The following is a 26,954-nucleotide window of genomic DNA, read 5'->3' as shown; positions in this document are numbered from 1 at the left end:
AGTGAAAAATAAGTGACTGAATTTCAAAAATTAAAATCCAGTCACTTTTTAACAAATTATTCACCGTTTTAAATGACTTACAATGACCTAACTTGGCTTTATTCGAGGTGCTGAATCTTTAAGCGATAGTCAATAATTTTGTCGAATCGTGAAAATTTTGAGTTATGAACAGTACCTATCGAATCCTTTTTTAGTCAGAAGGAAGAATGTAAACAAAATGCTCGGTCACACAAACATATTTCAAGAGAATAATAAGAAATATTTTATGTAGCTTTGTAGGATGACTAAGATTTGGCATAAATCGGATTTGGTGTTGTAAGCAACCTGTATTTTTTCTGATACAGATTGTCCTTTCGTTTTACTCTCGAATAAACCTTTTCGAGAGTGGTTTTTATATTAATATAGTTTAGTTTTTAATCGGTGTACACAGTGATGATGGCACTGTTATGCTTTCACATGTATGCTATAACATATAAACAAAGAAATGAATAACGAAAATAAAACAATTCACGATTTCGATTTTAGTTTAATCTGCGAATTCTTTTCCAGTATGGAACGACAAGGACCCGGCAGCCTTGATGTAACACTTAAAGCTCTTAGCTTTATTGATAACCTAACCGATAAATCCCTTATTGCAGATATCGGATGTGGCACAGGAGGACAGACCATGACACTAGCCAAGCATGCTCAGGGAGAGATTACTGCACTTGATATATTTCCTGATTTTATTAGCATGCTTAATTGCAATGCCGAGCAACTAGGTTTACAAAACAGAGTAAAAGGGATTGTCGGTTCTATGACAGAAGAACTTCCTTTCGAAAAAGAATCATTAGATCTCATCTGGAGTGAAGGAGCAATTTACAATATCGGTTTCGAACGTGGATTAAAAGAGTGGAGTAGATACTTGAAAACAGGAGGATATATTGTTGTTTCCGAAAGTTCGTGGTTTACAGACGAACGCCCTAAAGAAATAAATGATTTTTGGATGAATGCATATCCTGAAATAGACACTATTCCAAATCAGGTTGCTAAGATACATAAAGCAGGGTATCTGCCTGTTGCTACATTTATTTTACCGGAATCTTGTTGGACAGAGAACTACTTTGCGCCAAAGATTAAAGCAATGAAGATTTTTCTGAATAAATATCAAGGGAATAAGACTGCTGAAGAATTAGCAATGTCTCAAGGTTATGAGGAGGTATTGTACCGTAAGTATAAGGATTTTTATGGCTATACATTTTTTATAGCAAAAAAGATAGGGCTATAATTAAATTTCTTTTTTAAACAATGCAGATAGTTAAGCTATCTGCATTGTTGTTTTATTTAAGTAAATGTCAAACTAAAGAGAATTGCCGCCTTCTACTTCTATTATTCTCTTTTTAAATGCGGGATTCATCTCTTAAAAAGAAAGATAATATTCAATTACAAGACTACATTTTTACCCTATTCGACTTTCAAGTAGCAGCAAATCGCAACTTGGTATAAAAAATAGAAGCATATGTATAATAGTTAGAATATTAATTATCATATATACTACTTTAGTATTCTACCGACAATTTCAATAGTATATTGTATTACATAAATAAGTTTTATCACACTATGTTGAAAGAAGCTATTAGTATCGATGCAAAATATATACAAGGGTTGCTTTCTTCCGATAGAGGATTGGCAATTGAAGATCTGGTAGAAATAACCGGATATAGAAATGATTATGTATGTATTGTCCTTGGCTGGTTATCGAAAGAAAATATTATCAGCTATTGGGAAACAGATGATGGATTGGTTATTAAGCTAAATGACAGGGTGTGATTATTAATCTCAATATCAACATAGTTATCTATTCATTCAAGATTAAGTGTCCCTCCTGAATATATTGAAAAGAATTCTTTCTTATAAACCTCACCTAATGAGATTTCGTAGCCACCAATAAATATACTGTGATGGTCAAATGATTCCACGTAGTTTGTATTTACTATATATGATTTGCTTACACGCAAGAAGATATCCTGCGGCATCTTTTGATGAATATTCTTCAAATTCATTGCTGTAATAAGCTTTTGATTGGTCGTGTATATGATAACATAATCTTTCAGACCTTCAATATACCTGATATCCGAAAAATTGATTCTATGAAACCTACGTTCTGACTTGACAATTAAAAAATCATCCGTTCCTCCTTCTATTATACTTTTCTCAGTATCATCAGATAGTAGTTTTTTATATGTTTCAGCCTTGTTTATCGCCTTTTCCAGTCGTTCTTTGGCAATTGGTTTGAGAAGGTAATCGATTGCATCCAGTTCGTAGCTGTCTAATGCATATTGTGAATAGGCAGTTGTAAAAATAATCAAAGCTTTCTTCGGCAGCTGGGCCGCAAACTCTAACCCCGTTACCATTGGCATCTCTATATCAAGGAAAATAAGGTCTACATCATTTTCCTCTATGAATATCAAAGCACTTGGAGCATTAGAGAATTTGCCTAATATTTCAATTTTAGATATTTCTTTTATCTGTGCTTGCAGTTCTTCTCTTGCTAAAGGTTCGTCATCAATAATAATACAATTCATAGCGGAATTATCAATTTAACATTATACTCTTTCTCTGAGACGTTAATTTGCAGAGAATGATTATCTCCATACAAAAGTTCCAGACGTCTTTTTATGTTCACAAGTCCTAATCCATTGCTTTTTCCTTTTGATGGAATATATTCAGGGTCTATCGAATTAATACAGATAAAATACAGCTTATCTTTTTCTACATCTATATTAATCCTAATATAAGATTCAGTTCCTGTAATATTTACACTGTGTTTTACTGCATTTTCAACGAATGTGGTGAAAAGGTTCGGAGGAATAAATATACTTCTGAAAATAGAAGGATCATCTTTGCTCGGGCTAATATCTACTGACAGGTTGTCTCTTCTGAGTTTTTCTAAGTCAAGAAAGTTGCTCAGGAAATTTATTTCAGATTTAAGTAATATCTTTTCCTCATTATTCTCATATAATTGATATCGAAGAAACTCCGACAGTTTCATAATAACGGTAATCGCTTTCTCCTGATCGGTACGAACCAAGGCTTTAATTCCATTGAGCATATTAAAGAGGAAATGAGGATTAATTTGATTTCGCAATTCACTCAGTTCCATCGTTGATGTGATATTATTCAGCTCAGTTATTTTTTCATTATCATGCACCCATCTCTGAAAGAGTTTTATCATCGTGGTAACTAATATAACGGCTCCTATCGTAATTACACCTCGATAAGTATTTTCTTTTTCTACACCTCTATCATAGTGTAGATTTTGTATTGGATCAAAAAAATTATCTAAGAAAAACCCTATTACAAAAAGATCTATTTGTACTAATAGAAACAATAATAACAGATAAACAATATATCGATTTTTAAAGAAGAATAGAGGAACCAAAATATTCATATTGACATAAAATGTTATTATCATAACAATATAAACAAAGAGTAACCTATAATATCGGGAAGCACCCGAGTATTCTGAAAACTGACCAGAATAAAATATAAGTATAAAGACTCCCAATAAGAGTACCACATGTCGCAATAACCTATATCGGGGATTAACCATCAATTGGAGAATCTTTGTATTCTTTATTACAACGGGTTCATGTTCCATATTTTATAGAAATAAAATTTAAACAAAGATAAAAGAATAACCTCCCTGTTATTAAAATATTATACCAAACAATCTGATAGATATACAAAATCCGAATTAGAAAATAATTTAAAAGACTTTAGTCTAAAAGGAAGCGGGTTTGGTATAAAAACAAAAAAAGGTTATTGCATTATTTCTTTCTTTGCCACATGCTAGTATTTAGCAGTTAATATGCTCATTTTATTTAATAATATATCTATGGAAGCGTTTAAAAGAATGGTCTTAGTCCTTGGTGCCCTAATTCTCTCCATCCAATCTTTTTCTCAAAAGACTGACAATATACCGCCGATAGCAAAAGACAGCTTGAGCCTATCTCAGAAAGCAGCTGCTATTGCTGCCGCAAAATTTACAATAGCCCGTCCTTTAAATATCGAATTCACCCAATTGATGCCATACAACTTCACCTTGAAGGATGGAAATAATTCATTCCCTGAAAGTAAGGTCAGAGGACTATCACAAGTAAAGGTCAATACTAATATTAATCTTATAAAGAAAAGCAATTGGCTTTTTGGAACTACACTCGGATACAATTATATCTCGGCGAAAGCTGACATGACTGAACCTTTATCTAAAACAATTAGGAAAGTAGATAATGATTTTCATTATTTCCATGCAGGTGCTAATCTTGCTTACATCTCAACTTTGCTCAAAAAAAGAACAGTCTTTACTTCCAGTATAATTGTTGATGGCAGTGAAAAGCATTTCGAACGGGTAAGAGGATTACTTTCAGGAACAATGATACTTAAAGCCAATGATCGGACAAGAATGAGTTTCGGGTTTGCAATTCCTATCGATCCGCTTTCTGAAGTGCCTTTTATTCCAACTTTCTCGTATGAGCATAAATTCAGAAATGGTCTTATCGTGGATATTATCCTTCCTAAAAATATGTATCTCAGAAAACACCTCTTTTATAATGGTAGACTCTCATTAGGCACAGAAATAGATGGAACAACCTTTTATCTCTATAATATAGACGGTACAGATCAGAAATATCAGTACAGGCAACTGGATATTAATTCAGGATTTGTTTATGAACACCTTATTGCTAATTCTTTTCTGATTACAGGCAAAACAGGTGTGAGATTCACTCCGTCAGGCAGATTGTTCAGAAAGCAGGATTCGTATAGTGATCCTGTCCTGAAAATGAGTGCCGATCCTGCATTTTACTTTAATATAGGTATCTCATTTAGCCCGTCTTCGTTTATTGGTAAGAAAAAATAATATTCTATATCTCTTAAATTTAGAATAACTTTAAGGTTTTGTTGTATATTCCTTTCGGATGTCAGACTTATTTTATAATAATCTTTACGACTGTATGGAATTGTATGATTCGGTTGTAAATAATCATTCAAAGAAAAGACATTGAACTGGCTTATCTTCCCGATAATCTCATTTGGTAAGATTCCTAATTTAATGCGATAAAAATTTGCTAGAGACTAATGCCTTTTCCATTATAATACAAGTTTAAATATTCTTTTCCCTTTCAAATACTTTGACCTCCGGAAACCTCAATCCGTTGAGCATTTACCCATCGTGCTTCATCCGTACATAAAAATGCAACTACTCCGCCAATATCTTCGGGCAGACCAACTCTTCCCAATGGAATCGTACTAGCTGTTATTTTATTGACTTCCTCGTTATCTCTAACAATACCTCCGCCAAAATCGGTCGCAATAGCACCCGGAGCAACAGCATTAGAACGAATACCCCTTGCTCCAAGTTCTTTCGCCTGATATCTTGTTAACACCTCAATAGCCCCTTTCATAGATGCATAAGCGGAATATCCGGGCCGAGAGAAACGTGCCAGACCTGTTGAGATATTTATGATACCTCCACCGTCTTCGAGTATGCTCAATGCTTTTTGAGTAAAGAAGTAAACACCTTTGAAATGGATATTGAAAAGAGTGTCAAAATCCTCTTCCGTTGTTTCGGCAAAAGGAGTATTAATTCCGATGCCTGCATTATTTACCAGATAGTTGATTTTCTGAGTATCAAATCTGACAGACAATTCTTGTTTAAGTAGTTCGAAAAAAGAATCGAAGCTTTTTACATCAGCAGTATTAAGTTGGAGAGCAATACCTTTTTGTCCGAGTTGCTCTATTTCTGCTATTGTTTCCAAGGCACTTTCTTTTTTACTGTTATAAGTAAGAACTACATCCAGTCCTTTTCGAGCTATATTTAAAGCCATATTCTTACCTAGTCCACGGCTACCGCCTGTTACTAATGCGATTTTTGATTGTTGTGACATTATTTAAAAGTTTTAATTACAATGCAAAGATATTGGTATATAGATAATTGATACTGTATGATTCAATACGCTTATGGTAAAAATCAAATAATTCATTAACCTCTTTTCAAACGACTTTAGTTGTATATCAAGATATAAGCATTTAAATATGTAGCTAATATTAACCAAAGTATATAAGGAACAAACAATACTCCGCTCATTTTTTGAGTCGGGTAACATTTGAAAGCATAGTATAAAACAGCAATATCCAACAAGATAATATTAATAAAACCTAAAAGAGGATTTTGCAAATAGAAGAATGAAATACTCCACGTAAAATTAAAAAACAGTTGAATCACAAATAGTAGTGTGAGATTTTTTTTGCTCTTCTCTTTTGAGTTTAGTATCAAGCCGATGGAGATACCCATACATAGGTATATTATACTCCATGCGATAGGAAAGGCTATATTTGGCGGAGTTATTTCAGGCTTACTCAATGTCGGATACCATGTTTGTATAGATTCCGATTGGAAATAACTAGCTGTGAATCTTACTAAAAAACAGATAATTATAGGAAGTATTATGTATAGAAATTTTCTCATATGAATATCAGTTTCTGTTCTTGCCAATTATGTTATGATTTCCCAATCCTCAATATCTCCTTCTATCATCTCGAATAAAGGATGTGGTTTTAAGTCAGTCAATATTGGAAACTTTTCTAAAAGCTCCGGACTTCGTTTTTGAAGTTTTCGTCTCAAATGTTCGTACTCAAATACCAATTGTCCTTTCGTCACAGAAATTGGCGGAATATTTTCAATCATACGAATCTTTTCTTTGCTATACGAAAAATTCCTTCTCACAGCTTCTTTGTATATTTCAGTAAGGAAGGCATCAATGTAAAGAGATGGATCAGCACTGTTTCTAAAGCGAATCAATTGAGGATGGTTTGTATATCCTTTTGTATTACCCAAGAGCACATTCTTTGCCAACAAACCTTCACGCCAGGAGGCATTAAGTCCAGCCGAATCAAGGTACTGAGGATGTAAAGACCATAACCGCATACATTTATTGTTTTGCTAAGAGTTTTTCGATAGTCCCGGCAATCTTTGAAGGATTGGTTATTGGAGCATATCGTTCAATGACATTTCCCTCTCTATCAATCAGGAATTTAGTAAAGTTCCATTTTATAGAATCTCCCAGAATCCCTTTGCTATTTTGCTTCAGGTATTTATAAAGAGGATCCGCATTATCTCCATTTACCTCAATCTTTCCGAATGTGGTAAATGTCGTTTTATACTTCATTTCGCAAAAAGAGGTAATTTCATCATTCGTTCCAGGAGCCTGTTTTCCAAACTGGTTACACGGAAAATCCAATATTTCAAAACCCTGATCCTTGTATTGAAGGTACAAATCCTGCAAATCTTTATACTGAGGAGTGAAGCCACATGCTGTAGCTGTATTAACAATTAGCAGAACTTTTTCTTTGTAATTAGATAACGGGACATCATTACCTTTACTATCCTTTACAGTAAAATCATATATACTCATAATTCTTCTTTTTACTATATACAACAATTTCAACCGCTTTTAGATTATGTTGTAACCACTTTTATTACAAGATTATTTCAACAACCGTTCTTTTTCCTCCCACATATACAACAAAGCCGACTCTAATGCTTGCCTAGATGGTTTTGGATTAAAGCCTAATACTTTTCTTGCCTTAGAAATATCAAAATTCTGTATCAGACCGTAAAACATATTAACTTCTTTTGTTGTCATAGCAGGAGATTTTCCGGTTATTTTTGCACCCAAACCCAATAAAGCTCCGAATGCAAAGAGTACAAATTTAGGAACAGGAATAGGTTTCTTTAACTTAAGTTTCGGGAATAAATCATTTGCCAGTTTAATAGAGTCGGTAATAGTCATACATTTTTCATTGGCCAGAATATAACGTTCTCCCGATTGACCTTTATTTGCAGCCAGAATACAACCTTCAGCGACATCATTTACATCTATCCAGTTCAGAGTTATCTTTGTTTCGATAGGTAGTTTATTATTTAATATTGCCTTTAATATCTCATTCGAATTACTCAACCTATCGGCAATAACACCGCCTATCATGGCAGAAGGTAATACTGCAACCAATTCTATATTATGCTTCTTTGATAATTCGAATGCTAGTTTCTCTCCATCGTTTTTAGAGTTGTAATACATATCTCTACGATCAGGATTATAACCTGATTCTTCACTGATGGGTGTTCCTTTTGTATAATCCAATGCGGCAATCGAACTGACATAAACAATCCGTTTTACACCTGTTTCGGCTGCTGATTCTATCATAATCTTGCAGCCATCTATGTTTACATCGTAGATTTCTTTTTGAGGATCTTTTGCCCAGAGTTTAAAGACTGCTCCCACAGCATAGAATGTTTCAACACCACGTAGAGCATGAAGCATTGAGTTCTTATCCGTTATATCTGCTTCTACGACTTCACAATCTAAACCTTCAAACGGTTTAGTATTTTTAATATTACGAACAGATGCCCTTACCTGATATCCTTTAGAAATTAATAATCGTACTAAGTTATTTCCTAAATGTCCGTTGGCTCCGGTAACTAAAACTAAATTCTTCTGTGTCATTGTTTTTATGTTTAATAATTATGACACAAAATTGAGAATACAAAGATCAATTACACTTGACTTTTGTTAGTTAATCAGATTTCTCCTTATACGACTGAGGCTTTCCGGTTTTATTCCGAGAAAAGACGCAATATATTGCAGAGGCACATTTTGAAGAATATCTGGATGAGACTTCATGAGCTTAAGATAGCGTTGCTCGGCAGATAAAGTTGCCAGATCTTTAGACCGTTCTTCATTATAAATTAATGATTCTTGTAATACGTGCATCCCATAATCTTTCCAGAACAGGCTTTCACTCATCAAGGTATCATAATCTTGCTTGGTGATACGAAGCAGTTGGCATTCAGTAACTGTTTCTACATTCACCGATGATTTAGTTTGGTTTGTAAACTCTGAGAATGATGTAAAAAAGCCATGCGGACAGTTAATATGTGTAGTCACCTCATCTCCGCTATCACTATAATAAAATAGGCGCATAAAGCCTGATACGATATAGTATAAATGTAGAGGGATCTTACCTTCTTCCTCTAAAATTCTATTCTTTGGCATCAATACAGGCTGGAATAGTCTTTTGCTCAATTCAATATCCGACACTTGTATCTTATACTTAATAGAAATATCCTTTATTAGCTGTTCGTGCATAACCCTGAATCATTTCAATAATAAGACAACGATTGCAATCAATGCCGGCAAGGCTTGCTTAAAGAATATTGATCTCTGAGCAGTAATAGCTCCATAAATTCCTGCAACAGCAACACAGCCAAGAAAGAACAAAGCTATATTCTGACTCCAATCAAGATTTTCAATCAGTAGCGACCAAATAAGCCCCGCAGCCAGAAAGCCGTTATATAATCCTTGATTTGCAGCCAAACCCTTAGTCTTCTCGAATAATTCATCCGGAATACTTTTGAATGTCGTTCGTCCTTTTGTTGTCCATGCAAACATTTCTATCCAAAGGATATAGATATGCTCAAGAGCTACAATTCCTATTAATATTTTAGATAATATTTCCATCTGGGTATGTATTTAAGAGTAGTACTTACAAAGTAAGTATATCTTTTTTAAGATGACTCTTAAATGCCTACAAAAACAATCCCCCTCCATATAAAAGATATTGAGGGGGATTTACCCACTTTTTATTTATTAATAGAAACATTAATACCCCTAAGAGATACTAATATAACTTCTTATTCATTCAGGCACAGGCCTGCTGCCCCCATAAATCCGGCACTATTACCCAATATGGCAGCCTCTATTGTCGTATTAAGAGCACAATCAGGCATTACGTACAACCTCGACGCTTCTCTTATTTTTTCCAGATAAAACTCTCCGGCATCAGCCAAGCCTCCCCCTATCACTACTTTCTGAGGACTGAAAATATTGATGAAGCCCGCAATACCATGACCTAAGAACCGACAATTTTCGTCTATAGCAGCCATGGCAAGCTTGTCTCCGTTTTTATAAAGCCTCACAATTTCTTCTCCATCTACATCCGAGCATTCCATGTCGTTCATATCCTTGTACATCCTCTTATATCTGCCAACCATTGCTGCTGCTGAAGCATAAGTCTCCAAACAGCCTACCGAACCACACGCACAAGGCTCTCCATCGGCAATGAAAGGAAAATGTCCAAGCTCTGTTCCCCTATTTTTGTATCCGCCATAAAGCTTGCCATCAATAATAAGTGCTCCGCCAATTCCTGTACCTACAGTAAGAAAGACAACATCGGTACAACCTTTTGCAATGCCAAAACGAGTTTCGGCTAACCCCATAACATTGGCATCGTTATTGACCCATACCTTCAACCCGGAATATTTGCTTATAATATCTCCCAATGGAATATTCTCCCATCCTTTCAGGTTCTCAGCACCACCCAGCACCACTCCGTTTATCTGATCGACTATCCCCGGAGTGCCAATACCAATACCACAAAGTTCTATATTATTATTTGTAGCATACTCTTTTACAGTATCTACTGCTAATAAGAGTTGCTCTATAATTCGGTCAGAAGATTCGTCAGCAAAAGAAGGTATTTTCCCTTCTTGCAAAATATCTCCTTTGTTGCTAACCAATCCGTACTTTATAGATGAGCCTCCTAAATCAAGGCCTATTGCATATTTCATAACTTAGCTTGATTAAACACGTTCAACCCATATAGGAGAGCTCCAAGCCCATTGATTGTCACGCTGACGTACACGGATATAATAATAATCTGTACTCTTTTCCGGCTTATCATCCGTCATAAAATGCTCGAACGTAAAGGCCGATACAGGAATGGCTCTGTGAAACTGAATAGCTTCGCTCAACCAACCATTCATAAACTGAGTCTTAGTACCTTCCAGTAATTCGCCCAAAGTATAGTCAAATTTCTTCCCGTTAAACTCGAGTGTAAATACTCCCGATTTTGGCATTGTAACGTCCATAATAACAGCCTGAGTAGAAGCAGTAGTTGTATTAGGGTTTTTAGTCGAATACATTTCCAGTTCGACGCCCTTATCATTCTTACTCAATATTTTATTCACTAATGTAGGTACTTCTTTTACTCCTTTTTGTGGCGAAGTATAAGGTGCTCCTCGGAAACAAGGAGTTACCTCATTTACTGTCCCATTATTTATTTTAATAGTACCGTCCCACTTCACAGGTTCTTCGAATCTGTTCCATCCAAATTCGAATTTAACTTTAGCTCTCACTATTTCTTCCGATGGCATAACGGGAGTTAAAGGGCCACTGATACGACCTACTGTCTGTCCGTTTTTCACGATGTCGATGTAGTCTATTGCACTTTCTCCTACAACGTTTATATATATCCGGCGATTGTTACCTTTTATCACATCACCTATTACTGCATCGTTGATACGAAAATCTATCAGTATCTTATCTCCTGTGGCACAACATACTTTACGATTTTTGAGGGCATCCCAAATCGCTTCGCGAGAAAGAGATTCGGCATAAACTCCTACCCTACCATCGCCATAACTACCCGGATAACCGGCATGCTGATCGGTAGAACCCATAATTCCGAATTTATTACCTAGCCCTAATCCGTACATAATAGTTCCTTCCCAATGACGAGGCCCCATATCGTGCAGATAAGGATAATCTCCAAGATCGCTTTCAGCCAGACCATGGCGAGAATACATTTCCACAAAAGGAGTCTGGTCTCCTTCCGAGAAGCACTTCCAGTTGTAGCCTCTATAGCCTTCCTGATAGCCCATATGATGAGGGGTAATAAATGTCTTTGTTCCTTTCAGCTTTTGCTTAAGGTCTTCGACAGAAGTACATTCAACCAAAGGAGCATTCAGATCATAATTGAGTACTACATGGTCGCCATGCTCCATACTATGACACTCATATGACAGGAATGTAAGAAACTCATTATCTTTATTATAGTCGTTGGTCATTTTCACATACTTTTCCCAGCCGCCTGCACGTAAACGACGGAAAGCACTTTCGTGATATTCTATAACCCACTCGAGACGAGGGTCATTCTTTCCCGGGATGTCTGGCCACATGGCATGTGGAGTAACTGAAACGAAATCGAGCTGCTGTTTTGCCGCTTCAAAAGCTTCTTTCATTCCTCCGTGTCCGTATGTGAGATTACAGTGGTTGTGTATATCGCCCCAATAGACCTTGAGATTACTATCTGCTCCTAAAGGTATTTTTGTCGTTTTGCTCGACATTGCCTGAGCCGTATTTTGCAAAAAACTACCTCCTGCCGCTATTCCGGCCAGAGTAACTCCGGCACTTCTTATAAATTTACGTCTGTTCATATCAACCATATTTTATTTTTATCCAATTCTAATTTTAACTAAAAGGTGACAAAGTTGTACATCTTTCGAGCCCCTCTTTATCTCCCCTGAGGGGAGAAACTGCTGACGCAGGAAATATACCTCCTAATACTAACTGTTGACTGATTACTGCTAACTGTTCAGTATTGGCTTCGCTAAGCCTCCCTTTCGGGCCGGTTGGAGGGGATGTATATAGATAAAGTTTTAGATTTGCTCTCTCTATCAATTATTCGACATTATCTTTATACATGTCTCTGTTTTGAGACAAAATACTCATCAACTCTTTTTGCAGGTCAGCATACTCCAAACGCCCGTATATGTTATTCATCTCCTTTGGATCGGTTTTCAGATCATACATTTCCCATTCATCTATGTCGTTGTAGAAGTGTATGAGCTTATAACGTTCTGTCCTTATCCCATAGTGACGCTTTACGCTATGTTCGGCAGGATATTCGAAGTAATGATAATATACTGACTTGCGCCAACCGGCAGGAGCATGCGCTTTATCTTTCAATACCGGCAACAAAGATTTACCTTGCATATCGGCCGGAACTTCCAGTCCTGCTATATCGAGAAAGGTTGGGGCAAAGTCCACATTCATGCTCATGGCAGAAGTGGTGCACCCTGCCTCTATCAATTTAGGATAGCGCATCACAAGAGGCATTCGCTGACACTCTTCGTACATAAAACGCTTGTCGAAGAAACCATGCTCGCCCAAGAAGAATCCCTGATCGGAAGTGTAAACAATAATTGTATTGTCCAATTCACCTATGTCTTCCAGATATTTAAGCACCTTGCCAATTCCTTCGTCAACAGCCAGAGTGGTAGCCAGATAGTCGCGCATATATTGCTGATATTTCCAGCTTACAAGTTCGCGTCCTTTCATGTTGCGGGTTCTGTATTCCTTTATGCGCTGCTCATACACCTTGTTCCATTTCTCTTTTGTCGATGCAGGCATACGATCATAGACAGCCTTAAATCTCTTGTCAGGGAAGTTATCTTTGGCAAGCTCATCGCCTGTTGCCAATTTCAGATCCCAATAGTTTGTCAGAGTTTTAGCAATAGACATATCCTGCTCCTTCGGAGCGCGGCTGCGTGTACTGTAATCATCAAACAGATTGTCGGGTTCGGGAAAAACAGAGTCATTGAATATCCCCAAATGCCTTTCGGCAGGCATCCAATTGCGGTGAGGAGCTTTATGATGCAACATCAGAGCAAAAGGCTTGGAAGTATCTCTGTCCTTTATATATTCAATCGCCTTGTCGGTAATTATATCGGTAACATATCCCTTTTCCTGGATATTTTTTCCATTCTCAAGAAAATCGGGATCATAATAATCGCCTTGTTCATGCTGTCCGGAAAGGATACTCCAATAGTCGAAGCCTTGCGGTTCGGATATCAAATGCCACTTACCTACTATAGCTGTCTGATAACCATTCCGTTTGAGAATTTTAGGAAAAGTTTCCTGATCGCCGTCAAAAGTTTTAGCATTGTCGGTGAATCCATTTACATGCCCAAACTTACCGGTAAGCACGCACGCCCGAGATGGGCCCGACAGAGCATTGGTAGCATAGCAGTTATCGAAACGTATTCCTTCATTCGCAATACGGTCTATATTAGGAGTAGATACCATCCTACCACCATAGGCACTTATAGCCTGAGTAGTATGATCGTCCGTCATAATAAACAGAATATTCGGTTTCTTCTGCTCCTGTGGTTTGTCTTTGCAAGCCACAAGGGCGAATGGTAAAAGAAAAAAAGGTTTATACAATTTCATATTATTTATTTTCTGTCTAGTTCATCTTTCAATAATCTGATCAGCATCTTATCTTTGGTAGCCACACCCCAGTCGTATAATTTCTTCCGCATGGTTAATAACATAGGATCGTATTGTTTATCTACCGCCAGATTTTGCATCTCGTAAGGATCGGTTGTCAGATTTATCAGTTGCTCTTTGTTCTTATAATACCTGTAAAGTGTATATTTATAATCTTTACCGATAACCGACCATCCTCTGGTATCTATTCCATCTAGCATGGTCTCCACATATACTTCATCGTGGTGCTTACTTTGCTTGCCTTCGAGCAACGGACGCAGGCTTTTACCTTTCAGGTCTGCTTGTGTTCCTGCTCCGGCATAATCACATATAGTCTGATAAATATCGAGGTTGATACTGACAAGAGCCTCGTCATTGACTACTCCTTTAGTTTTTGTATGAGGCGGTTTCACTATAAAAGGAACTCTCACTATTTCTTCCTGCAATACTCGCTTCTGATTAGCACGGTGAGCACCTACTCCATCGCCATGATCGCTAACGAAGAGAATAAGGCTATTATCGTACAGGTTGTTCTTTTTGAGTTCGTCTATTAACCTTACAATTTCTTTATCTACTCTTTCCACAAGACGGTAATACGCATATAGATACCTTCTCCAGTCATCATCGGTATATTGTTCCGTAGGGTATGATTTTGGCACCCAACGTCTGTGCAAAGTAATAGCCTCAGGATAGTAAGCGGGAATAGCTGCATTGTATGGCAACGGCGGACATTCCGAAATATCAGGTTTGGGAAGCCTGCCATAATGTAGAGCTTCGTCTCTTGCAAACTCACAGATCTCGTGAGGATTGAGAAAAGAAGCAACCAAGAACATCGGCTTATTATGTTTTCTTTTCAGATAAGGGATACAGTTATCTACAAGAATGCGGTCATCCATGTCGCACACTTTCTTGAAGCCGGTTCCATCTTCAGGAATATTCACCTGCTCAGGAGCATGCCATTTACCTGCATAATAACAATCGTATCCGGCACGGGACACGGCAAAGCCAAAATTATTCTGTAAATCCTCGTCTGCCAGTTTACCTCCGTTGTCCTTCACTCCGAGTTCTACCGGCATACGCCCGGTAATAAGGCTTGCACGCGAAGGGCCGCTAAGAGGATATGTTACATACGAACGGTTGAAACGAATTCCATCCCGGGCCAGCATATCCATTCCGGGAGTCTGTACATACGGATTTCCAGCACAGCTCATAGCCGATGCTGTTTGCTGATCGGTCATTATCAGCACTATATTGGGCTTTCCTTCCTGCGCATAGCCGGAAACAGCAATACACTGGAAGGAGAAAATACCAAGCCCTCCCATCAACAGGGAGGACGTAATATTATTTATATCGCCTCGTTTCATAGAGTATAGTTCAGATTATATTTCTTCTTACCTACTTCTACTTTAACTTTCAGTCCTTTTTTATCAAATTGTTTATTTTCGAATAAAGCTTTAATCTTAGGTGCAGATTTCTCTTTTTCTACAGGTAAAATAACTGTAATGAAACGAACAGGATCATTGTTTTTCTTGTCAGCAGTGAAAGCATAAGCCGCACGTTTAGCTTTATGACGATAGGCATAAGACACCCAGCCTTCTTCTTCGACCATTTGAGTAGCCTGTGCAGGAAAGCATTGAACAAGAATATTATTTTTATCATCAAATTGTGTTGCAGCAGACAACTGATTTTTCGACAGATTGACCTTTCCTTCACACATCTGATAATGTATCGCCACATCTCCCTGAGCATTACCATAAGCTTCGTCGACAATAACAAAGAAGCTCTGATCGACAAAGAATACCGAACGACGATGGTTTAGTTCCTTGTAACTAGGGTTCTCGATTACCAGTTTATCCAACTGTGGAGAAGTCTCCCATAGCAAACATTTTGTGTCTGTGCTGTCCAGATTGGCATTATTCAGAGTAAGAGTCTTATGCACCATCGTCTGACGAAACCAATTACGTTCTTTCATCACTTCTGCATCGCCACCATACACATAGCTACCTGCATCAGGAAAGAAATTGCGTCCTTTTACATATAGCTCGAAAGTTCCATTATCGGGTTGACAATGCCAGAAAGCAGGAGGTCCGGCCTTGAGTGTCATCTGAGTAGCCCCTTCTGTCCATCCGTTGCGGAAAACATAAAATCCGGAAGTCTTAAATGCAGTAGACAGATGTGCCGGAGGAGTTCCCGTCTTGTGGTCAGAAGCCATATACCTGATGGCCTTATTAGCAGGAAATATCTTAGTCCAAGACTTATAGTCTCTCAGCATCGATTTCTTATCATCGAGCTTAGCATCACTAAACATCGGGTTTGTATAATCGGGGAAATTAATGTTGACAACTACCATTATCATTTTCTCTACCCTATCAAGATAAGCTTTGGGAAACTCATCTCTAAAATTGTTGGCATCGGCTATACTGATAGCTTTAGCAAAAATATTAATTGCAGCAAGATGATAGTGAGGATCTAGCTCGTACTGCATACCATCATCATATACTTGCAATTGTATTTGGCGGTTGAGAACATCTATACCACTCTTGCGCCATACAGGGGCATCCTTTAGTTCGGGGAAAAGAACCCCCGCATAAAGCTCGCGCTGAGCCTCGAACAATAAGTGGTTGCCCTGATCGGAATAGTTGGAAAGAATATGTTCTGCATGTTTGTTGTAATTAACAAGGAATTGCGACAAGAATTCAGGTGTAAAATTAGGGGAATTAAGAAATAGCAAAAACTGAATAGTCTGATCCTGTAGTCTATGGCTCACCTCGAGAGGACGCCATGCAAATCTCACATTTTCGTCATTTTCTTTTAACGGATTTTTCTTTATCCAATCCATATATTGAAGAATCCATTCTTTTGCATATTTTTCGTCCTTTGTAAGAAAGTAGGCTTTCCCCATCGGTTGCCACCACTTGGTGCGATGTAGCTGCCAGCGCAATTCATTATCCTGTACAGGCCAATATTGCCAGTTGATGTCGTCTCCATAAAAATACGAAGGCTGATAACCTTTGTGTACGAAGAAAACATGTTTCAGACCATCATCTGCCCATTTTTGTTCTTCTTTAGATATCTTTACATTGTCAAGATTTACATCGGGGTGATTTATCCCTTTCCTATTGCGATAGTAGTCTAACAGCGCAGCAAGAGCTTCTTTATCTTTACCTTTGGCATGCAAGTCTTTTACTTTCTCTAATCCTGGATAATTCAGATTGACAACATTAAACACTTCTGTATTTAATTCCTGAGCACGAGCCGAAGAAACTATTATAAACAGAATGAGTATAAAAAACAGTTTTCTCATTTTTATTTGTTTTAGGTATTAAACTCGATATAACAAATCCTTCTCTCTCGCAAAAAACGATGCGAAGAAAGAGTATTATTGATAGAACAATATTATACAATATACAGCAAACAGACTTTCAGATATGTTTTATATAATTGAACTAAACCGCCAACCAATATTAATTTTATCCAAAAAAAAATCAATATTGTCTATTTATCGGTTCTTTTCACGTCTTTCACGTATTCGGTAGGTAATATTCCAAAATATTTTTTGAAACTCGTTGTAAAGTATGAAGGTGTATTAAACCCGACCATTGTACTGATTTCGGCTATAGAATACCTGCCTTCTTTCAGCAAATTACAGGCATGGCTGAATCTGATTTTCTTTATAAACTCAATTGTAGATTCTCCTGTTATCGCTTTCATCTTGAGATGAAGATTTGAACGGCTCATAGCCATTTGATTACAAAAATCGTCTACTGAAAAATCTATATTATCGAGATTTTCTTCTACAATAGATTTTGCTTTTTCAATAAACTCTTTATCCATTTCATTGAAAGTAATCTTTTGCGGATCAACATCCAGCGTATTCGAATAGTGCTCGAGAGTACGCATTCTCGATTTCAACATATTATGCACTTTCATTTTCAATATGGATATATTGAATGGCTTGTAAACATAGTCGTCGGCACCCACAGTCAGCCCTTCCATCTGGTCTTGCTGATTGGTCTTAGCTGTAAGCATTATAACAGGGATATGGCTTGTCCTTATATTCTGCTTTATAGCCTTACACAGCTTCAACCCATCCATTACAGGCAGCATAACATCCGTTAAAACCAGATCGACCTTATTGTCTTTTATCAGCCGAAGTCCATCTTCGCCATCGGAGGCGGAAAGCACTTTCGCCGACTGTCGGAAACTATCTACCAGATAATTTCTTACATCTGTGTCATCTTCTACAATAAGCAAAACGGGGTTATTCTCATCATACTCTGCCTCGACATCCGTTTCCGAATCATTTTCTTTGAGTAACCGAACTATATCGACATCTTCGCGAGGATTGATTGTGTGAACCTCGTTTGTGTGAATATCTGACAATTCCTGATCGGTATAGATAGTTTTATCTTGCGGGAAAAAGACTGTAAACTCCGAACTCTTTTCCGGCTCGCTATGCACAACAATGCGTCCATGATGCAGATCGACAAGACGTTTGACCAGAGACAAGCCTATACCGGTACCTATATTATCGGAATTTACCTGATAGAATCGCTCAAAGATAAGCTCCTGATATTTAGGAGAAACACCTATACCTGTGTCTTTTACAGATAGTATAAAATTATCGTCGACATATTTCAGGCTTACTATTATCGACCCGTTTTCGGGGGTAAACTTAAATGCATTGGACAAGAGATTGGAAAGAATAAGGTCTAGATAATGCGGATCATACACCACTACTCTATTATCCAACTCGTCTTCGAGTATGAAATCTATATCTTTCTGCTTAGCCAAACGTTCGAATAAGCTCATAGAACTTTCAATCAAGGCGAGAGGACTTTGCTCTACTACTTTCAGGTCGAAAACACCTAACTCAGCTCTACGATAATCCATAAGCTGATTGATAAGATACAATAGTTTATTCGAATTTCGCTGTATCACTTTCACCTGATTGAGTATTCGCTTATCATTTGTCATACTCTGTATTTCCTGCAACGGAGAAACGATAAGTGTAAGAGGTGTACGAAACTCGTGAGAAATATTGATAAAGAAACGGAGCTTCATCTGGTTCACTTCCTCTATTTTCTCCTTCTCTAAACGTTCTAACGCCAACTGATTTTTAAGCAATTGACGATTGTACAGAAATTTAAATAAAAAGAACACTGCCGTCAAAGCCAATACTGTAAATGCAAGCTTTGCCCAAACAGTCTCCCACCAATAAGGTAATACTTCTATTTCGAGTATAGTAGGATCGTTATTCCATTTACCATCGCTATTAGCTGCCTTTACAAAGAAAGTATATTTCCCGGGCTTCAGATTGGAATATGATATCATATGCCTGTCTTCCGTATAGTTCCAGTCATTGTCAAAACCTTCAAGCTTATACGCAAATGTGTTGTGCTGAGCCGACAAAAAGTTAGGTACAGTGAAAAGCAAACCGAATGATGTCTGGTCGGGCTGTAGAGTTATCTTACCGGTTTCGCTTATATCTTCGGACAAAATACCTGTATAATCTCCGGGAATAACGGGCTTGTTGAACAATTGCAATTGGGTTATCATTACAGGAGGCGTAAATGGATTGTCGGTCAACTGTTCGGGAGAAAATGCGGTTATACCATTTATCCCACCAAAGAACATCTCGCCGGAAGAAGTCTTACAATACGCATAACTGTTGAATTGTTCGCCTTGCAGCCCATCCAAAAGTGTATATGTCCTTATCTCCTCATTTTTGGGATTGTAACAAGCCAATCCTCTATTGGTACTAAGCCATAGGCGATCGAAACTGTCTTGCAATATGCCATATACATTATTGTTGGGCAGACCTTCTGTTGTAGTAATAGTCTTGAAGTCTTGCGATGATTCCCGAAAGAGACTAAGCCCAAGGTTTGTACCTACCCAAACCCTTTTTTGGCGGTCTTCGGAGATGCAATATATACGATCTTTGGGCGAAGAATAATCTTCCATCCCAATCTTATATTCCTTAAAGTTATTAGTCTGAAAAGAGTAGGTATATATTCCGTTTTCGGTACCTATCCACATTTGATGTTTACTATCCAAAAGCAAAACATATATATGATGCTTATCTATTTTGCTCAGGAAGTCACTGTTTCCATCCTTTTTAGGCAAAAAAGAATCCAGCTGAGTAAAGGAATCGTTTCTAGGATTATAAATAACCAACCCCTCTAATGTACCCACCCATATATTGCCCTGAGAGTCTTTTGCCAACGAATACACATTGTTGCTACCAACTTCACTGTTCAGGTCTGTATAGTTCTTTATTTTATTCGATTTTTTATCAAGCCGTGCCAAACCTCCTCCGTGCGAGCCGATATATACAAAGTCTCCATCAACTAAAACGGCCTTTATATTTTTCGATAGGATAGAGTTCCCGTTATTCTGATTTACTGTATAGTATGTAAATTTTTTTGTATTAAGATTATATAGGTTCAATCCATTATCATTTGTACCTATCCACAACTGAGATGGCCCATCTTCGACAATACAACTGACTACATTGTCACTCAACGAATTAATGTATGGAATGTGATATATTCTCTCAAACTGATTTTGTAACGGATGGTGATAATTTAAGCCTCCATAGAATGTCCCCACCCACATAGCTCCCTGATTGTCGAGATAGAGAGAACGTACAGAATTCTGATTTATTGATTTTTTCTCTACTTCGTTACTGTAATAGCGACTGAACGAATCACTTACTTCATCATAGATATTCAGACCTATAAATGTTCCCACCCACAAGCGCTGCTGATCATCGAAACAGAGACTTCTTACAAAGTCGGAAGAAATACTCTTTTCATCATTCTTGTTATTCTTATAGTTCTTTATTCTACCATCGTCCGATATATAAAAGAGCCCATGTCCTTCCGTTGCTACCCATATTCCTTTTCGGGCAGGACAAATATTCATTATATTTTTATTCAACAATTCTTTTTTGAAAGGTACTATATTTTCATCTTTCCGGCTCATCATATAAAGCCCTCTATCAGTACCTATCAGTATAAGATCATTGTATTTGGCCAGAATATGGAAGTTGTCGCACAACACACTTTTTTCCGAGAGCGTCCGATAAGTATTCTGTTGGGTATTGAAAGAAAAAAGACCTTCGGATGACGCTAGGTAAAGTAAAGAATCGGAAGATTGCAGCATATAATTGATCTGCGCCTTATAAGGATAGGTATGAAATATATCCTTTTTGCTATCATACAGTGCTAACCCCGAATTGGTTCCTACCCAAAGTTCCCCTTTATCGTCAAGAAACAAACTGCGTATAAGATCGGACTGGATAGAATTGTGGTTATAATTTTCGTGTCTGTAAACAGTAAACGTATATCCGTCATATTTATTAAGACCATCGGCTGTAGCCACCCACAGAAAACCTTTTTTATCTTGAATAATATCATATACTGTACTCTGAGATAGCCCATTATCGATAGACAACGAGGTAAATCTTATGGATGGATCTCTTTTCTCTGCATATATATTAATACAAGATCCGATCCAGAGTAGCAGAATTATATATAAATACTTTTTAATCATCGCACAATGAACTTCCTTCTATTTTCTGTGGCAAAAATCCGAGTTATAAAGGTACATACAAAGCGACGCAAAGACTAAGGCTTTTAATCATTTATGGAAATATTTAACTTTTCCTCGCTATAATCAGCCAGATTGTAACAAACAGGTACAGAGCTATTACCAACTCTATAAATTCCGAATTTGAAATAATAGCCATCTTCGTCATTGCGACCTATAGATATTGTTTCATTCTTCACAATATGATCATCAACCTTTCTTCCACCCCTATTGTACGACATTCTTACATCCAACTTGCCCGGAGAGGTGATTTCTTCCGACATGCCACTATATTCAGTCCACTTTACATCTACAACAAAGGTTATCCAACAATTTTTCGGAAACCGGGCAAATGGAAGCTTATATGCTATTGTAGATGCCTTATAGGCAGATGTAACAGGTTTCATTATCGAAGATTTTTCCACATCGGCATTGCAACGGTCAGTCTTGTCGCTCAACCATTTTCTATCCGAATTAGCTTTGATATAAAAATACCCTTTCGAAAAACCGAAAGCTAACGGAGGGTAGCCTCCCTGTTCTATAAGCCAGCCATTAGCCTTACCTGCCTTATATGTGACAGCTCCATTCTTATCTGTTACTTTTATTTTATCATGAGCTATATTTTTCTTAAATATCATACGATCATACATATCGAGAAATTCGGGTATTGTCAGCTTTTTTGCAATACCATCGGGAGAAGACACCAGAGTGCGATCGGGCATGCCATGCCACTGAGCAAAAATAGTGGAAACATCTTCTCTGAGGTCGGACGGAATATATACCGAAAAAGTATATTTACGTCGCTCTCCTTGTTTACAAATGCCTTTTCCGTAATGGTAAACAGTCTTCATCTTCACAGCATTTTCGAAGGCATCTGCTGCCTGACCATTAAAGTCGGCACTGGTAGCATAACAATAAGATAACTCTGCCCTACCTTTAGTCTCTCCTTTACCATATCCGGCGAGCGTATTATCATTCTCTTTCAATTCGAAACGAAAAGATGGTTCACCACCAAAAGGCAAAGTATAATCATAGCTAATAGCATGTTTTTTGTTTGTGCCCACTGCCACCCATTCTCCATCTATTATCTGGGCTATACGGGCCGTATCGGCTTGTACATTCACACGCTTTGTTATAGGCTTCAATCCATTATTTTGAGCCTGTACAGAGAGCAAAGAACAGGCCAAGAGAATCAATACAGTAACTTTACACATAACAATTATTTATTATTTTGATATAAGTAACACTTCCTCCTTCATCGGGCTATATAAGGCACAGTATCTACTAATCTATCTGTAATTTTCCCCGACTGACGAATAGTTGTTTTACCCTGATTGATATATTCAACAGCATCTCCGTTCTTATTTTTCACAATAAGGCTTGGAGTTTTGTTTCCATTCATCTCAGCTTCTATTGTCCAGTCACTAACATTCCACGTTCCTGTTTTGGGAGACTTAAGAGCTGTCTTTCGAAAGCCCTCATTGTCCTTATCCAGTTCAATTATGGTCAGAAACCGTGTCGATGCAGATTTATTTAAAGTAGAATATTCCAGATGCCAGTGTTTAGCATATTTGTAAGGCTCTCCATTATCCGATTTGCCTCTATTTTTCCAATTGATAGCGGGAGAGAAAAATTCATTCGTTATATAACTTTTAGCTTTCTCATCCGTATATATATTTACCCGGGCATTAGCCACTTCGTTATGGGCTAAGATAACATTAGGCTTATCACCTTGCTCCATTTTGTTGTAAGAATGCAGAAGCCATGTCCACTCTACAGGAGTTTTGGCTTTCAGTTCATCGTAAATAACGATTATATTAGGACGCAGAAAGACGAAGTGTCTGCGAAAACGTGTTATTCCGGGATCTCCAAAACCATTTTCTTTTGTATAGTCTACATCAAATTGTTTCATTCGGTCTATCCAGAAAGGAGTGGTCATAGTTCCATACGCATGTGTAGCATCACCCAGAACATAAGTAAGTGCCGGAGTATCTTTGAAACGTGCAATCCAACCATAGCCGTTTTCTCCTATACTTTGAGCCATACCATCAGCCAAAATAGTATTATGCCCACGAGTGCGATAATGTATAAGGGTATGTTTGTCGGTAAAATTACTATAATGTCCCGACCCTCCAAACAATTGTTTTCCTCCGACATTAACACCAAAGCCATTGTGTGCTGCATGCGCATGGCCTGTAGAGCCAAAAGGCAGATCCATGAAAGAAATCATTACATCGCTCGGTGTATTGGCAACATCATTGTGCATGAGAGCAAAGCCGGCATCTCTGAACAGCAGGCTTTGTGGTAAGTCTTTCGGTGAACGGGCAAGAACATCTTCCCCCCTGTTTTTTGTCATTAAACGATAAAAAGCAAAATTTGCGCTTTCGTTTACTATTTCTTTCTTTCCTCCGCTTATTTCATCGGCATACCATCGGGCATACGGGTCATGCAGCTCACGAGCCAAAGCATCGGCAAACCCCCAATAGCTTTTTCCGGGTTTGGTCTGATTCTCTGCATTATCCCCAAATCCGGTAGAATAGGAATCTTTAGGATATGAATATATCAAAAATTTTGAAAGGTTTTGATAATAAGGTATATCAAAGAAATTAACTCCTGTAAACCGCTTGAACATAAACGGCATATAGATAAAGGTTTCGAAATTTGTCTGAAAATAACTTGAGCCGTCGTGCCATCCGCCATCGTTTCCTCCCAGTATAGGAAAACGGCAATTCCACGCTTCATAACAGTATGCCAGCCAGTCTTTAGCTTCGGGCAAATCGTTGAGAACGGCAATAGAAGTAAAACACAATCGACGCAGTGTATGTTGCCATACATGATTGTCCATCGAGTGGGTTTCAAATTCATTTACATATTGACGGAAAAATTTATTTCCTCTTATCTTAATAGCTTCTAACAGCTCTCTTCTTTCTTCTGCTGTAGCCATATCATATGACGTGTCATAGGCTACGGCCATAGCCAGCATCACACTGGCGGAATTAAAATCTTCGCGTGTGGCATAACCCTGAGGATCCATTTTAGCTAAATGGAGTGCTTGGGAGAGCGCAGTTCTGGCATATTCTTTTTTACCTGTAAGCAAATAAGCCATCGAAAGATTTTTTATAGGCTCTTTTACCTTATCACCAAAACGATGATACATAAAAGTCATCATCACATCTTTTTGCGAATCGCTAAGTCCGACTGTATCACGCGGACGAGTCGGGGCTTCTACAGGCAAAGGAGAAATTAATTGTTTGTCTGCCTTCCGGATTATGTTCTGAACCTCCGGATTATCTTTATTTCTTTTTATAAAATCATCTATTTCATCTTTAGATACATATAGACGAGGATGAGGAAGACTGCAATCTTTGAGGAACTCTTTTACAGTCGGTGTTTCAAACACATGAGATTCATCAGTTATTAAAAAATCGTATACGTCAGACCATTCTACTCCCGAAGGCGTAACAACACCATATTGCCAAAACCATTTACCTAAGCCAATCTTACCATGTGTGCTGTACATTGCCCATTGTATCTCATCACTTTCGATAGTGTTTCCTTTCGGAAAGCTACTATTCTGAGATAACCTAACCTTATATATAGCTTTTTTACCTGTCGCAGGCCAAAGCAGAGCAGGAGGATTCATATTAACACCCTTTCCGTCCGTAGGACTAGCCCATTCCCGATATCGTGGATAAAGGGCTTTTTTCGTTATCTGTTTTTCTATCGCATCATTTTGTGCATACAAAGCAGAGACTGATAAAAGAGATAATAAGATGCTAACAATGATATATTTTCCTGACATATACGATTTAATTATAGGTTTTTATTATATACGGGTTTCTCATTAGTGATGTCTAATCGAGAAACCCGAAATTATGATCTAAGAACTCTACTGATTACAGATCTTTATATTCTATTTTTTTCAGAGCCATATATCTATCTAACCCTTCTAAGAAATAATAATCGGCATAGTTGAGCGGAACATCTATTTCAGAGCCGTTAGGTAACGAACCTGTAGAATGCTTAAGAATAAAACCTTGATTAGAACCAACAGATGCCAGATAAGTATCTGTAGATAAGTTCTGAAGAATTTTTTCGGCATAATCAAGATATTTACCACCATCTGTTGCCATTGTGCTCAACTCTACAAATGCAGAAGCAGTAATAGAAGCAGCCGAAGCATCTCTTGGTGTATCTTTTGTATCAGGAGCATCGTAATCCCAAAAAGGAATAAGGTCAGCTGTCTTAACTCGCTTCATTATCAATTCTGCAATATTAACAGCCTGATCGAGGAATGCGGTATCTTTTGTCTCTCTATAGCAAGACACATAACCGTATACTGCCCAAGCCTGTCCGCGAGACCAAGACGATTCATCATTTTTTCCCTGATGAGTTTGCTTTCTTTCTACTGTACCATCACTATTATAGCTCACTACATGATAAGAAGAATAATCGGGACGGAAATGATTTTCCATAGTCTTTTTGGCATGTGCTATAGCAACATCTTTGTACTTTTTATCTCCTGTAAGGTTAGATACATAAAATAATAAATCGAGATTCATCATATTATCTATAATAACAGGAAAATTCCATGTTCCGAAATCCCAAGAGCGAATGCAGCCTATTTTAGGATCGAAACGACCAATAAGATTATCAGCAGTCTGTACCAATATAGGTAAAATACTATCGCTAGGAGCAAAACGTTCTGCGTTACCATAGCTACAATTCATCATAAAACCTATGTCGTGAGTATCTTTATATTCGCGGATAGGATATAATAGATTTGTAAATTTAGTAGCTTCCTTTTTCATTATATCATTGCCTGTAAGGTGATACGCATACCACAGACTGCCCGGATAAAATCCACTTGTCCAGTCATAGATACGAGCAAGTCTGCGTGTACCAATTTTCTCACTGCTCGGATTAGGGCGCAACGAATCTTTAAATGCAGTGATATCTGTTTCCATCTGTTTGCAAAGGAAATCTATATCGTACCCAACCCATATAGAGCGTGGCATTTTTGCCGAATCTGCAATTTCTTTAGCTGTCAGTTCTAATTGAGATACTGACACATCAATACTATTTTTCAACCATTTGTAATCTTCTTGCGGCTTTTTATCGCATGAAGCCAATGTTAACAAGCAAACACAAATAGTGAGGGTCGTTTTAAAATAATTCATCTCTTTTCAATACTTATTTAATCGTTAATAT

The 26,954-nt window shown here is 37.6% G+C and carries 21 protein-coding genes; 3 read left to right on the top strand and 18 right to left on the bottom strand.

The features are described from left to right. Positions 1-484 precede the first annotated feature (484 nt). Both BGC7_RS09000 and BGC7_RS08995 read left to right on the top strand, forming a co-directional pair. Entirely contained in the window at positions 485-1,267 is a 783-nt protein-coding gene (locus tag BGC7_RS09000) for a class I SAM-dependent methyltransferase (protein WP_050701250.1), read from the top strand. A 332-nt stretch (positions 1,268-1,599) separates the two neighbouring features. Further along, the gene (locus BGC7_RS08995; RefSeq protein ID WP_050701249.1) at positions 1,600-1,809 is read left to right on the top strand and encodes a winged helix-turn-helix domain-containing protein; all 210 of its coding nucleotides are present in this window, start codon (positions 1,600-1,602) and stop codon (positions 1,807-1,809) included. Positions 1,810-1,841: 32 nt separating this feature from the next. Here the strand turns inward: BGC7_RS08995 and BGC7_RS08990 are convergent, their stop codons facing one another. Then, positions 1,842-2,564 carry a LytR/AlgR family response regulator transcription factor gene (locus tag BGC7_RS08990; protein WP_050701248.1) on the bottom strand — a complete coding sequence of 241 codons (723 nt, stop codon included), beginning with the start codon at positions 2,562-2,564 and terminating at the stop codon, positions 1,842-1,844. Beyond that, positions 2,561-3,640 (bottom strand): sensor histidine kinase, encoded by a 1,080-nt coding sequence (locus tag BGC7_RS08985; protein ID WP_050701247.1) that lies wholly within the window; start codon positions 3,638-3,640, stop codon positions 2,561-2,563. Before BGC7_RS08985 ends, BGC7_RS08990 begins: the two co-directional genes overlap by 4 nt. A gap of 237 nt (positions 3,641-3,877) precedes the next feature. Here BGC7_RS08985 and BGC7_RS08980 point away from each other — a divergent pair, with 237 nt between their 5' ends. Next, complete coding sequence (locus tag BGC7_RS08980) at positions 3,878-4,900, top strand: hypothetical protein (RefSeq protein WP_082206624.1); 1,023 nt, start codon at positions 3,878-3,880, stop codon at positions 4,898-4,900. Between the two features lie 262 nt (positions 4,901-5,162). Here the strand turns inward: BGC7_RS08980 and BGC7_RS08975 are convergent, their stop codons facing one another. From BGC7_RS08975 to BGC7_RS08900, 16 genes are all read right to left on the bottom strand, one after another. After that, the gene (locus BGC7_RS08975; protein WP_050701246.1) at positions 5,163-5,927 is read right to left on the bottom strand and encodes an SDR family NAD(P)-dependent oxidoreductase; all 765 of its coding nucleotides are present in this window, start codon (positions 5,925-5,927) and stop codon (positions 5,163-5,165) included. A 116-nt stretch (positions 5,928-6,043) separates the two neighbouring features. Then, the gene (locus BGC7_RS08970; RefSeq protein WP_050701429.1) at positions 6,044-6,508 is read right to left on the bottom strand and encodes a TspO/MBR family protein; all 465 of its coding nucleotides are present in this window, start codon (positions 6,506-6,508) and stop codon (positions 6,044-6,046) included. 27 nt (positions 6,509-6,535) lie between these two features. Continuing rightward, entirely contained in the window at positions 6,536-6,967 is a 432-nt protein-coding gene (locus BGC7_RS08965; protein ID WP_050701245.1) for a pyrimidine dimer DNA glycosylase/endonuclease V, read from the bottom strand. A 4-nt stretch (positions 6,968-6,971) separates the two neighbouring features. Beyond that, the gene (locus BGC7_RS08960) at positions 6,972-7,454 is read right to left on the bottom strand and encodes a glutathione peroxidase (RefSeq protein ID WP_050701244.1); all 483 of its coding nucleotides are present in this window, start codon (positions 7,452-7,454) and stop codon (positions 6,972-6,974) included. A 72-nt stretch (positions 7,455-7,526) separates the two neighbouring features. Continuing rightward, a complete protein-coding gene (locus tag BGC7_RS08955) occupies positions 7,527-8,546 on the bottom strand; it encodes an NAD-dependent epimerase/dehydratase family protein (protein WP_050701243.1) in 1,020 nt (339 codons plus the stop codon). Between the two features lie 66 nt (positions 8,547-8,612). Further along, complete coding sequence (locus BGC7_RS08950; protein ID WP_050701242.1) at positions 8,613-9,188, bottom strand: Crp/Fnr family transcriptional regulator; 576 nt, start codon at positions 9,186-9,188, stop codon at positions 8,613-8,615. 9 nt (positions 9,189-9,197) lie between these two features. Then, complete coding sequence (locus tag BGC7_RS08945) at positions 9,198-9,560, bottom strand: DUF1304 domain-containing protein (RefSeq protein WP_050701241.1); 363 nt, start codon at positions 9,558-9,560, stop codon at positions 9,198-9,200. A gap of 173 nt (positions 9,561-9,733) precedes the next feature. After that, positions 9,734-10,669 carry an ROK family protein gene (locus BGC7_RS08940; protein WP_050701240.1) on the bottom strand — a complete coding sequence of 312 codons (936 nt, stop codon included), beginning with the start codon at positions 10,667-10,669 and terminating at the stop codon, positions 9,734-9,736. Positions 10,670-10,681: 12 nt separating this feature from the next. Next, positions 10,682-12,316 carry a Tat pathway signal sequence gene (locus BGC7_RS08935; RefSeq protein ID WP_050701428.1) on the bottom strand — a complete coding sequence of 545 codons (1,635 nt, stop codon included), beginning with the start codon at positions 12,314-12,316 and terminating at the stop codon, positions 10,682-10,684. Positions 12,317-12,560: 244 nt separating this feature from the next. Beyond that, positions 12,561-14,111, bottom strand: coding sequence for a sulfatase family protein (locus BGC7_RS08930; RefSeq protein WP_050701239.1), 1,551 nt, complete (start codon positions 14,109-14,111; stop codon positions 12,561-12,563). 5 nt (positions 14,112-14,116) lie between these two features. Beyond that, on the bottom strand, positions 14,117-15,514 hold the full coding sequence (locus tag BGC7_RS08925) for a sulfatase family protein (RefSeq protein ID WP_050701238.1): 1,398 nt from the start codon (positions 15,512-15,514) through the stop codon (positions 14,117-14,119). Next, complete coding sequence (gene hepC / locus BGC7_RS08920) at positions 15,511-17,454, bottom strand: heparin-sulfate lyase HepC (protein ID WP_050701237.1); 1,944 nt, start codon at positions 17,452-17,454, stop codon at positions 15,511-15,513. The genes BGC7_RS08925 and hepC overlap by 4 nt, the downstream gene beginning before the upstream one ends. 191 nt (positions 17,455-17,645) lie before the next feature. Then, complete coding sequence (locus tag BGC7_RS08915) at positions 17,646-21,707, bottom strand: hybrid sensor histidine kinase/response regulator transcription factor (RefSeq protein WP_050701236.1); 4,062 nt, start codon at positions 21,705-21,707, stop codon at positions 17,646-17,648. Between the two features lie 83 nt (positions 21,708-21,790). Continuing rightward, the gene (locus tag BGC7_RS08910) at positions 21,791-22,957 is read right to left on the bottom strand and encodes a heparin lyase I family protein (protein ID WP_050701235.1); all 1,167 of its coding nucleotides are present in this window, start codon (positions 22,955-22,957) and stop codon (positions 21,791-21,793) included. 41 nt (positions 22,958-22,998) lie between these two features. Continuing rightward, positions 22,999-25,545: a DUF4962 domain-containing protein gene (locus tag BGC7_RS08905; RefSeq protein ID WP_050701234.1), complete on the bottom strand. Its 2,547-nt coding sequence runs from the start codon at positions 25,543-25,545 to the stop codon at positions 22,999-23,001. Between the two features lie 94 nt (positions 25,546-25,639). Then, entirely contained in the window at positions 25,640-26,923 is a 1,284-nt protein-coding gene (locus BGC7_RS08900; RefSeq protein ID WP_050701233.1) for a DUF4995 domain-containing protein, read from the bottom strand. Positions 26,924-26,954: the final 31 nt, after the last annotated feature.

Origin of the sequence: Dysgonomonas sp. BGC7, from assembly GCF_001261735.1 — a bacterium.
Classification (GTDB): Bacteria; Bacteroidota; Bacteroidia; order Bacteroidales; family Dysgonomonadaceae; genus Dysgonomonas.
This window is presented reverse-complemented; position numbering and strand designations above follow the sequence as displayed.

Bases quoted from the DNA above. Each gene is read 5' to 3' on its own strand.
- hepC (WP_050701237.1), bottom strand. From the start codon at position 17,454: ATGAGAAAACTGTTTTTTATACTCATTCTGTTTATAATAGTTTCTTCG.
- BGC7_RS08980 (WP_082206624.1), top strand. From the start codon at position 3,878: ATGGAAGCGTTTAAAAGAATGGTCTTAGTCCTTGGTGCCCTAATTCTC.
- BGC7_RS08900 (WP_050701233.1), bottom strand. From the start codon at position 26,923: ATGAATTATTTTAAAACGACCCTCACTATTTGTGTTTGCTTGTTAACA.
- BGC7_RS08910 (WP_050701235.1), bottom strand. From the start codon at position 22,957: ATGTGTAAAGTTACTGTATTGATTCTCTTGGCCTGTTCTTTGCTCTCT.
- BGC7_RS08995 (WP_050701249.1), top strand. From the start codon at position 1,600: ATGTTGAAAGAAGCTATTAGTATCGATGCAAAATATATACAAGGGTTG.
- BGC7_RS08940 (WP_050701240.1), bottom strand. From the start codon at position 10,669: ATGAAATATGCAATAGGCCTTGATTTAGGAGGCTCATCTATAAAGTAC.
- BGC7_RS08965 (WP_050701245.1), bottom strand. From the start codon at position 6,967: ATGCGGTTATGGTCTTTACATCCTCAGTACCTTGATTCGGCTGGACTT.
- BGC7_RS08905 (WP_050701234.1), bottom strand. From the start codon at position 25,545: ATGTCAGGAAAATATATCATTGTTAGCATCTTATTATCTCTTTTATCA.
- BGC7_RS08935 (WP_050701428.1), bottom strand. From the start codon at position 12,316: ATGAACAGACGTAAATTTATAAGAAGTGCCGGAGTTACTCTGGCCGGA.
- BGC7_RS08955 (WP_050701243.1), bottom strand. From the start codon at position 8,546: ATGACACAGAAGAATTTAGTTTTAGTTACCGGAGCCAACGGACATTTA.
- BGC7_RS08960 (WP_050701244.1), bottom strand. From the start codon at position 7,454: ATGAGTATATATGATTTTACTGTAAAGGATAGTAAAGGTAATGATGTC.
- BGC7_RS08915 (WP_050701236.1), bottom strand. From the start codon at position 21,707: ATGATTAAAAAGTATTTATATATAATTCTGCTACTCTGGATCGGATCT.
- BGC7_RS08930 (WP_050701239.1), bottom strand. From the start codon at position 14,111: ATGAAATTGTATAAACCTTTTTTTCTTTTACCATTCGCCCTTGTGGCT.
- BGC7_RS08990 (WP_050701248.1), bottom strand. From the start codon at position 2,564: ATGAATTGTATTATTATTGATGACGAACCTTTAGCAAGAGAAGAACTG.
- BGC7_RS08975 (WP_050701246.1), bottom strand. From the start codon at position 5,927: ATGTCACAACAATCAAAAATCGCATTAGTAACAGGCGGTAGCCGTGGA.
- BGC7_RS08925 (WP_050701238.1), bottom strand. From the start codon at position 15,514: ATGAAACGAGGCGATATAAATAATATTACGTCCTCCCTGTTGATGGGA.
- BGC7_RS08950 (WP_050701242.1), bottom strand. From the start codon at position 9,188: ATGCACGAACAGCTAATAAAGGATATTTCTATTAAGTATAAGATACAA.
- BGC7_RS08985 (WP_050701247.1), bottom strand. From the start codon at position 3,640: ATGGAACATGAACCCGTTGTAATAAAGAATACAAAGATTCTCCAATTG.
- BGC7_RS09000 (WP_050701250.1), top strand. From the start codon at position 485: ATGAATAACGAAAATAAAACAATTCACGATTTCGATTTTAGTTTAATC.
- BGC7_RS08970 (WP_050701429.1), bottom strand. From the start codon at position 6,508: ATGAGAAAATTTCTATACATAATACTTCCTATAATTATCTGTTTTTTA.
- BGC7_RS08945 (WP_050701241.1), bottom strand. From the start codon at position 9,560: ATGGAAATATTATCTAAAATATTAATAGGAATTGTAGCTCTTGAGCAT.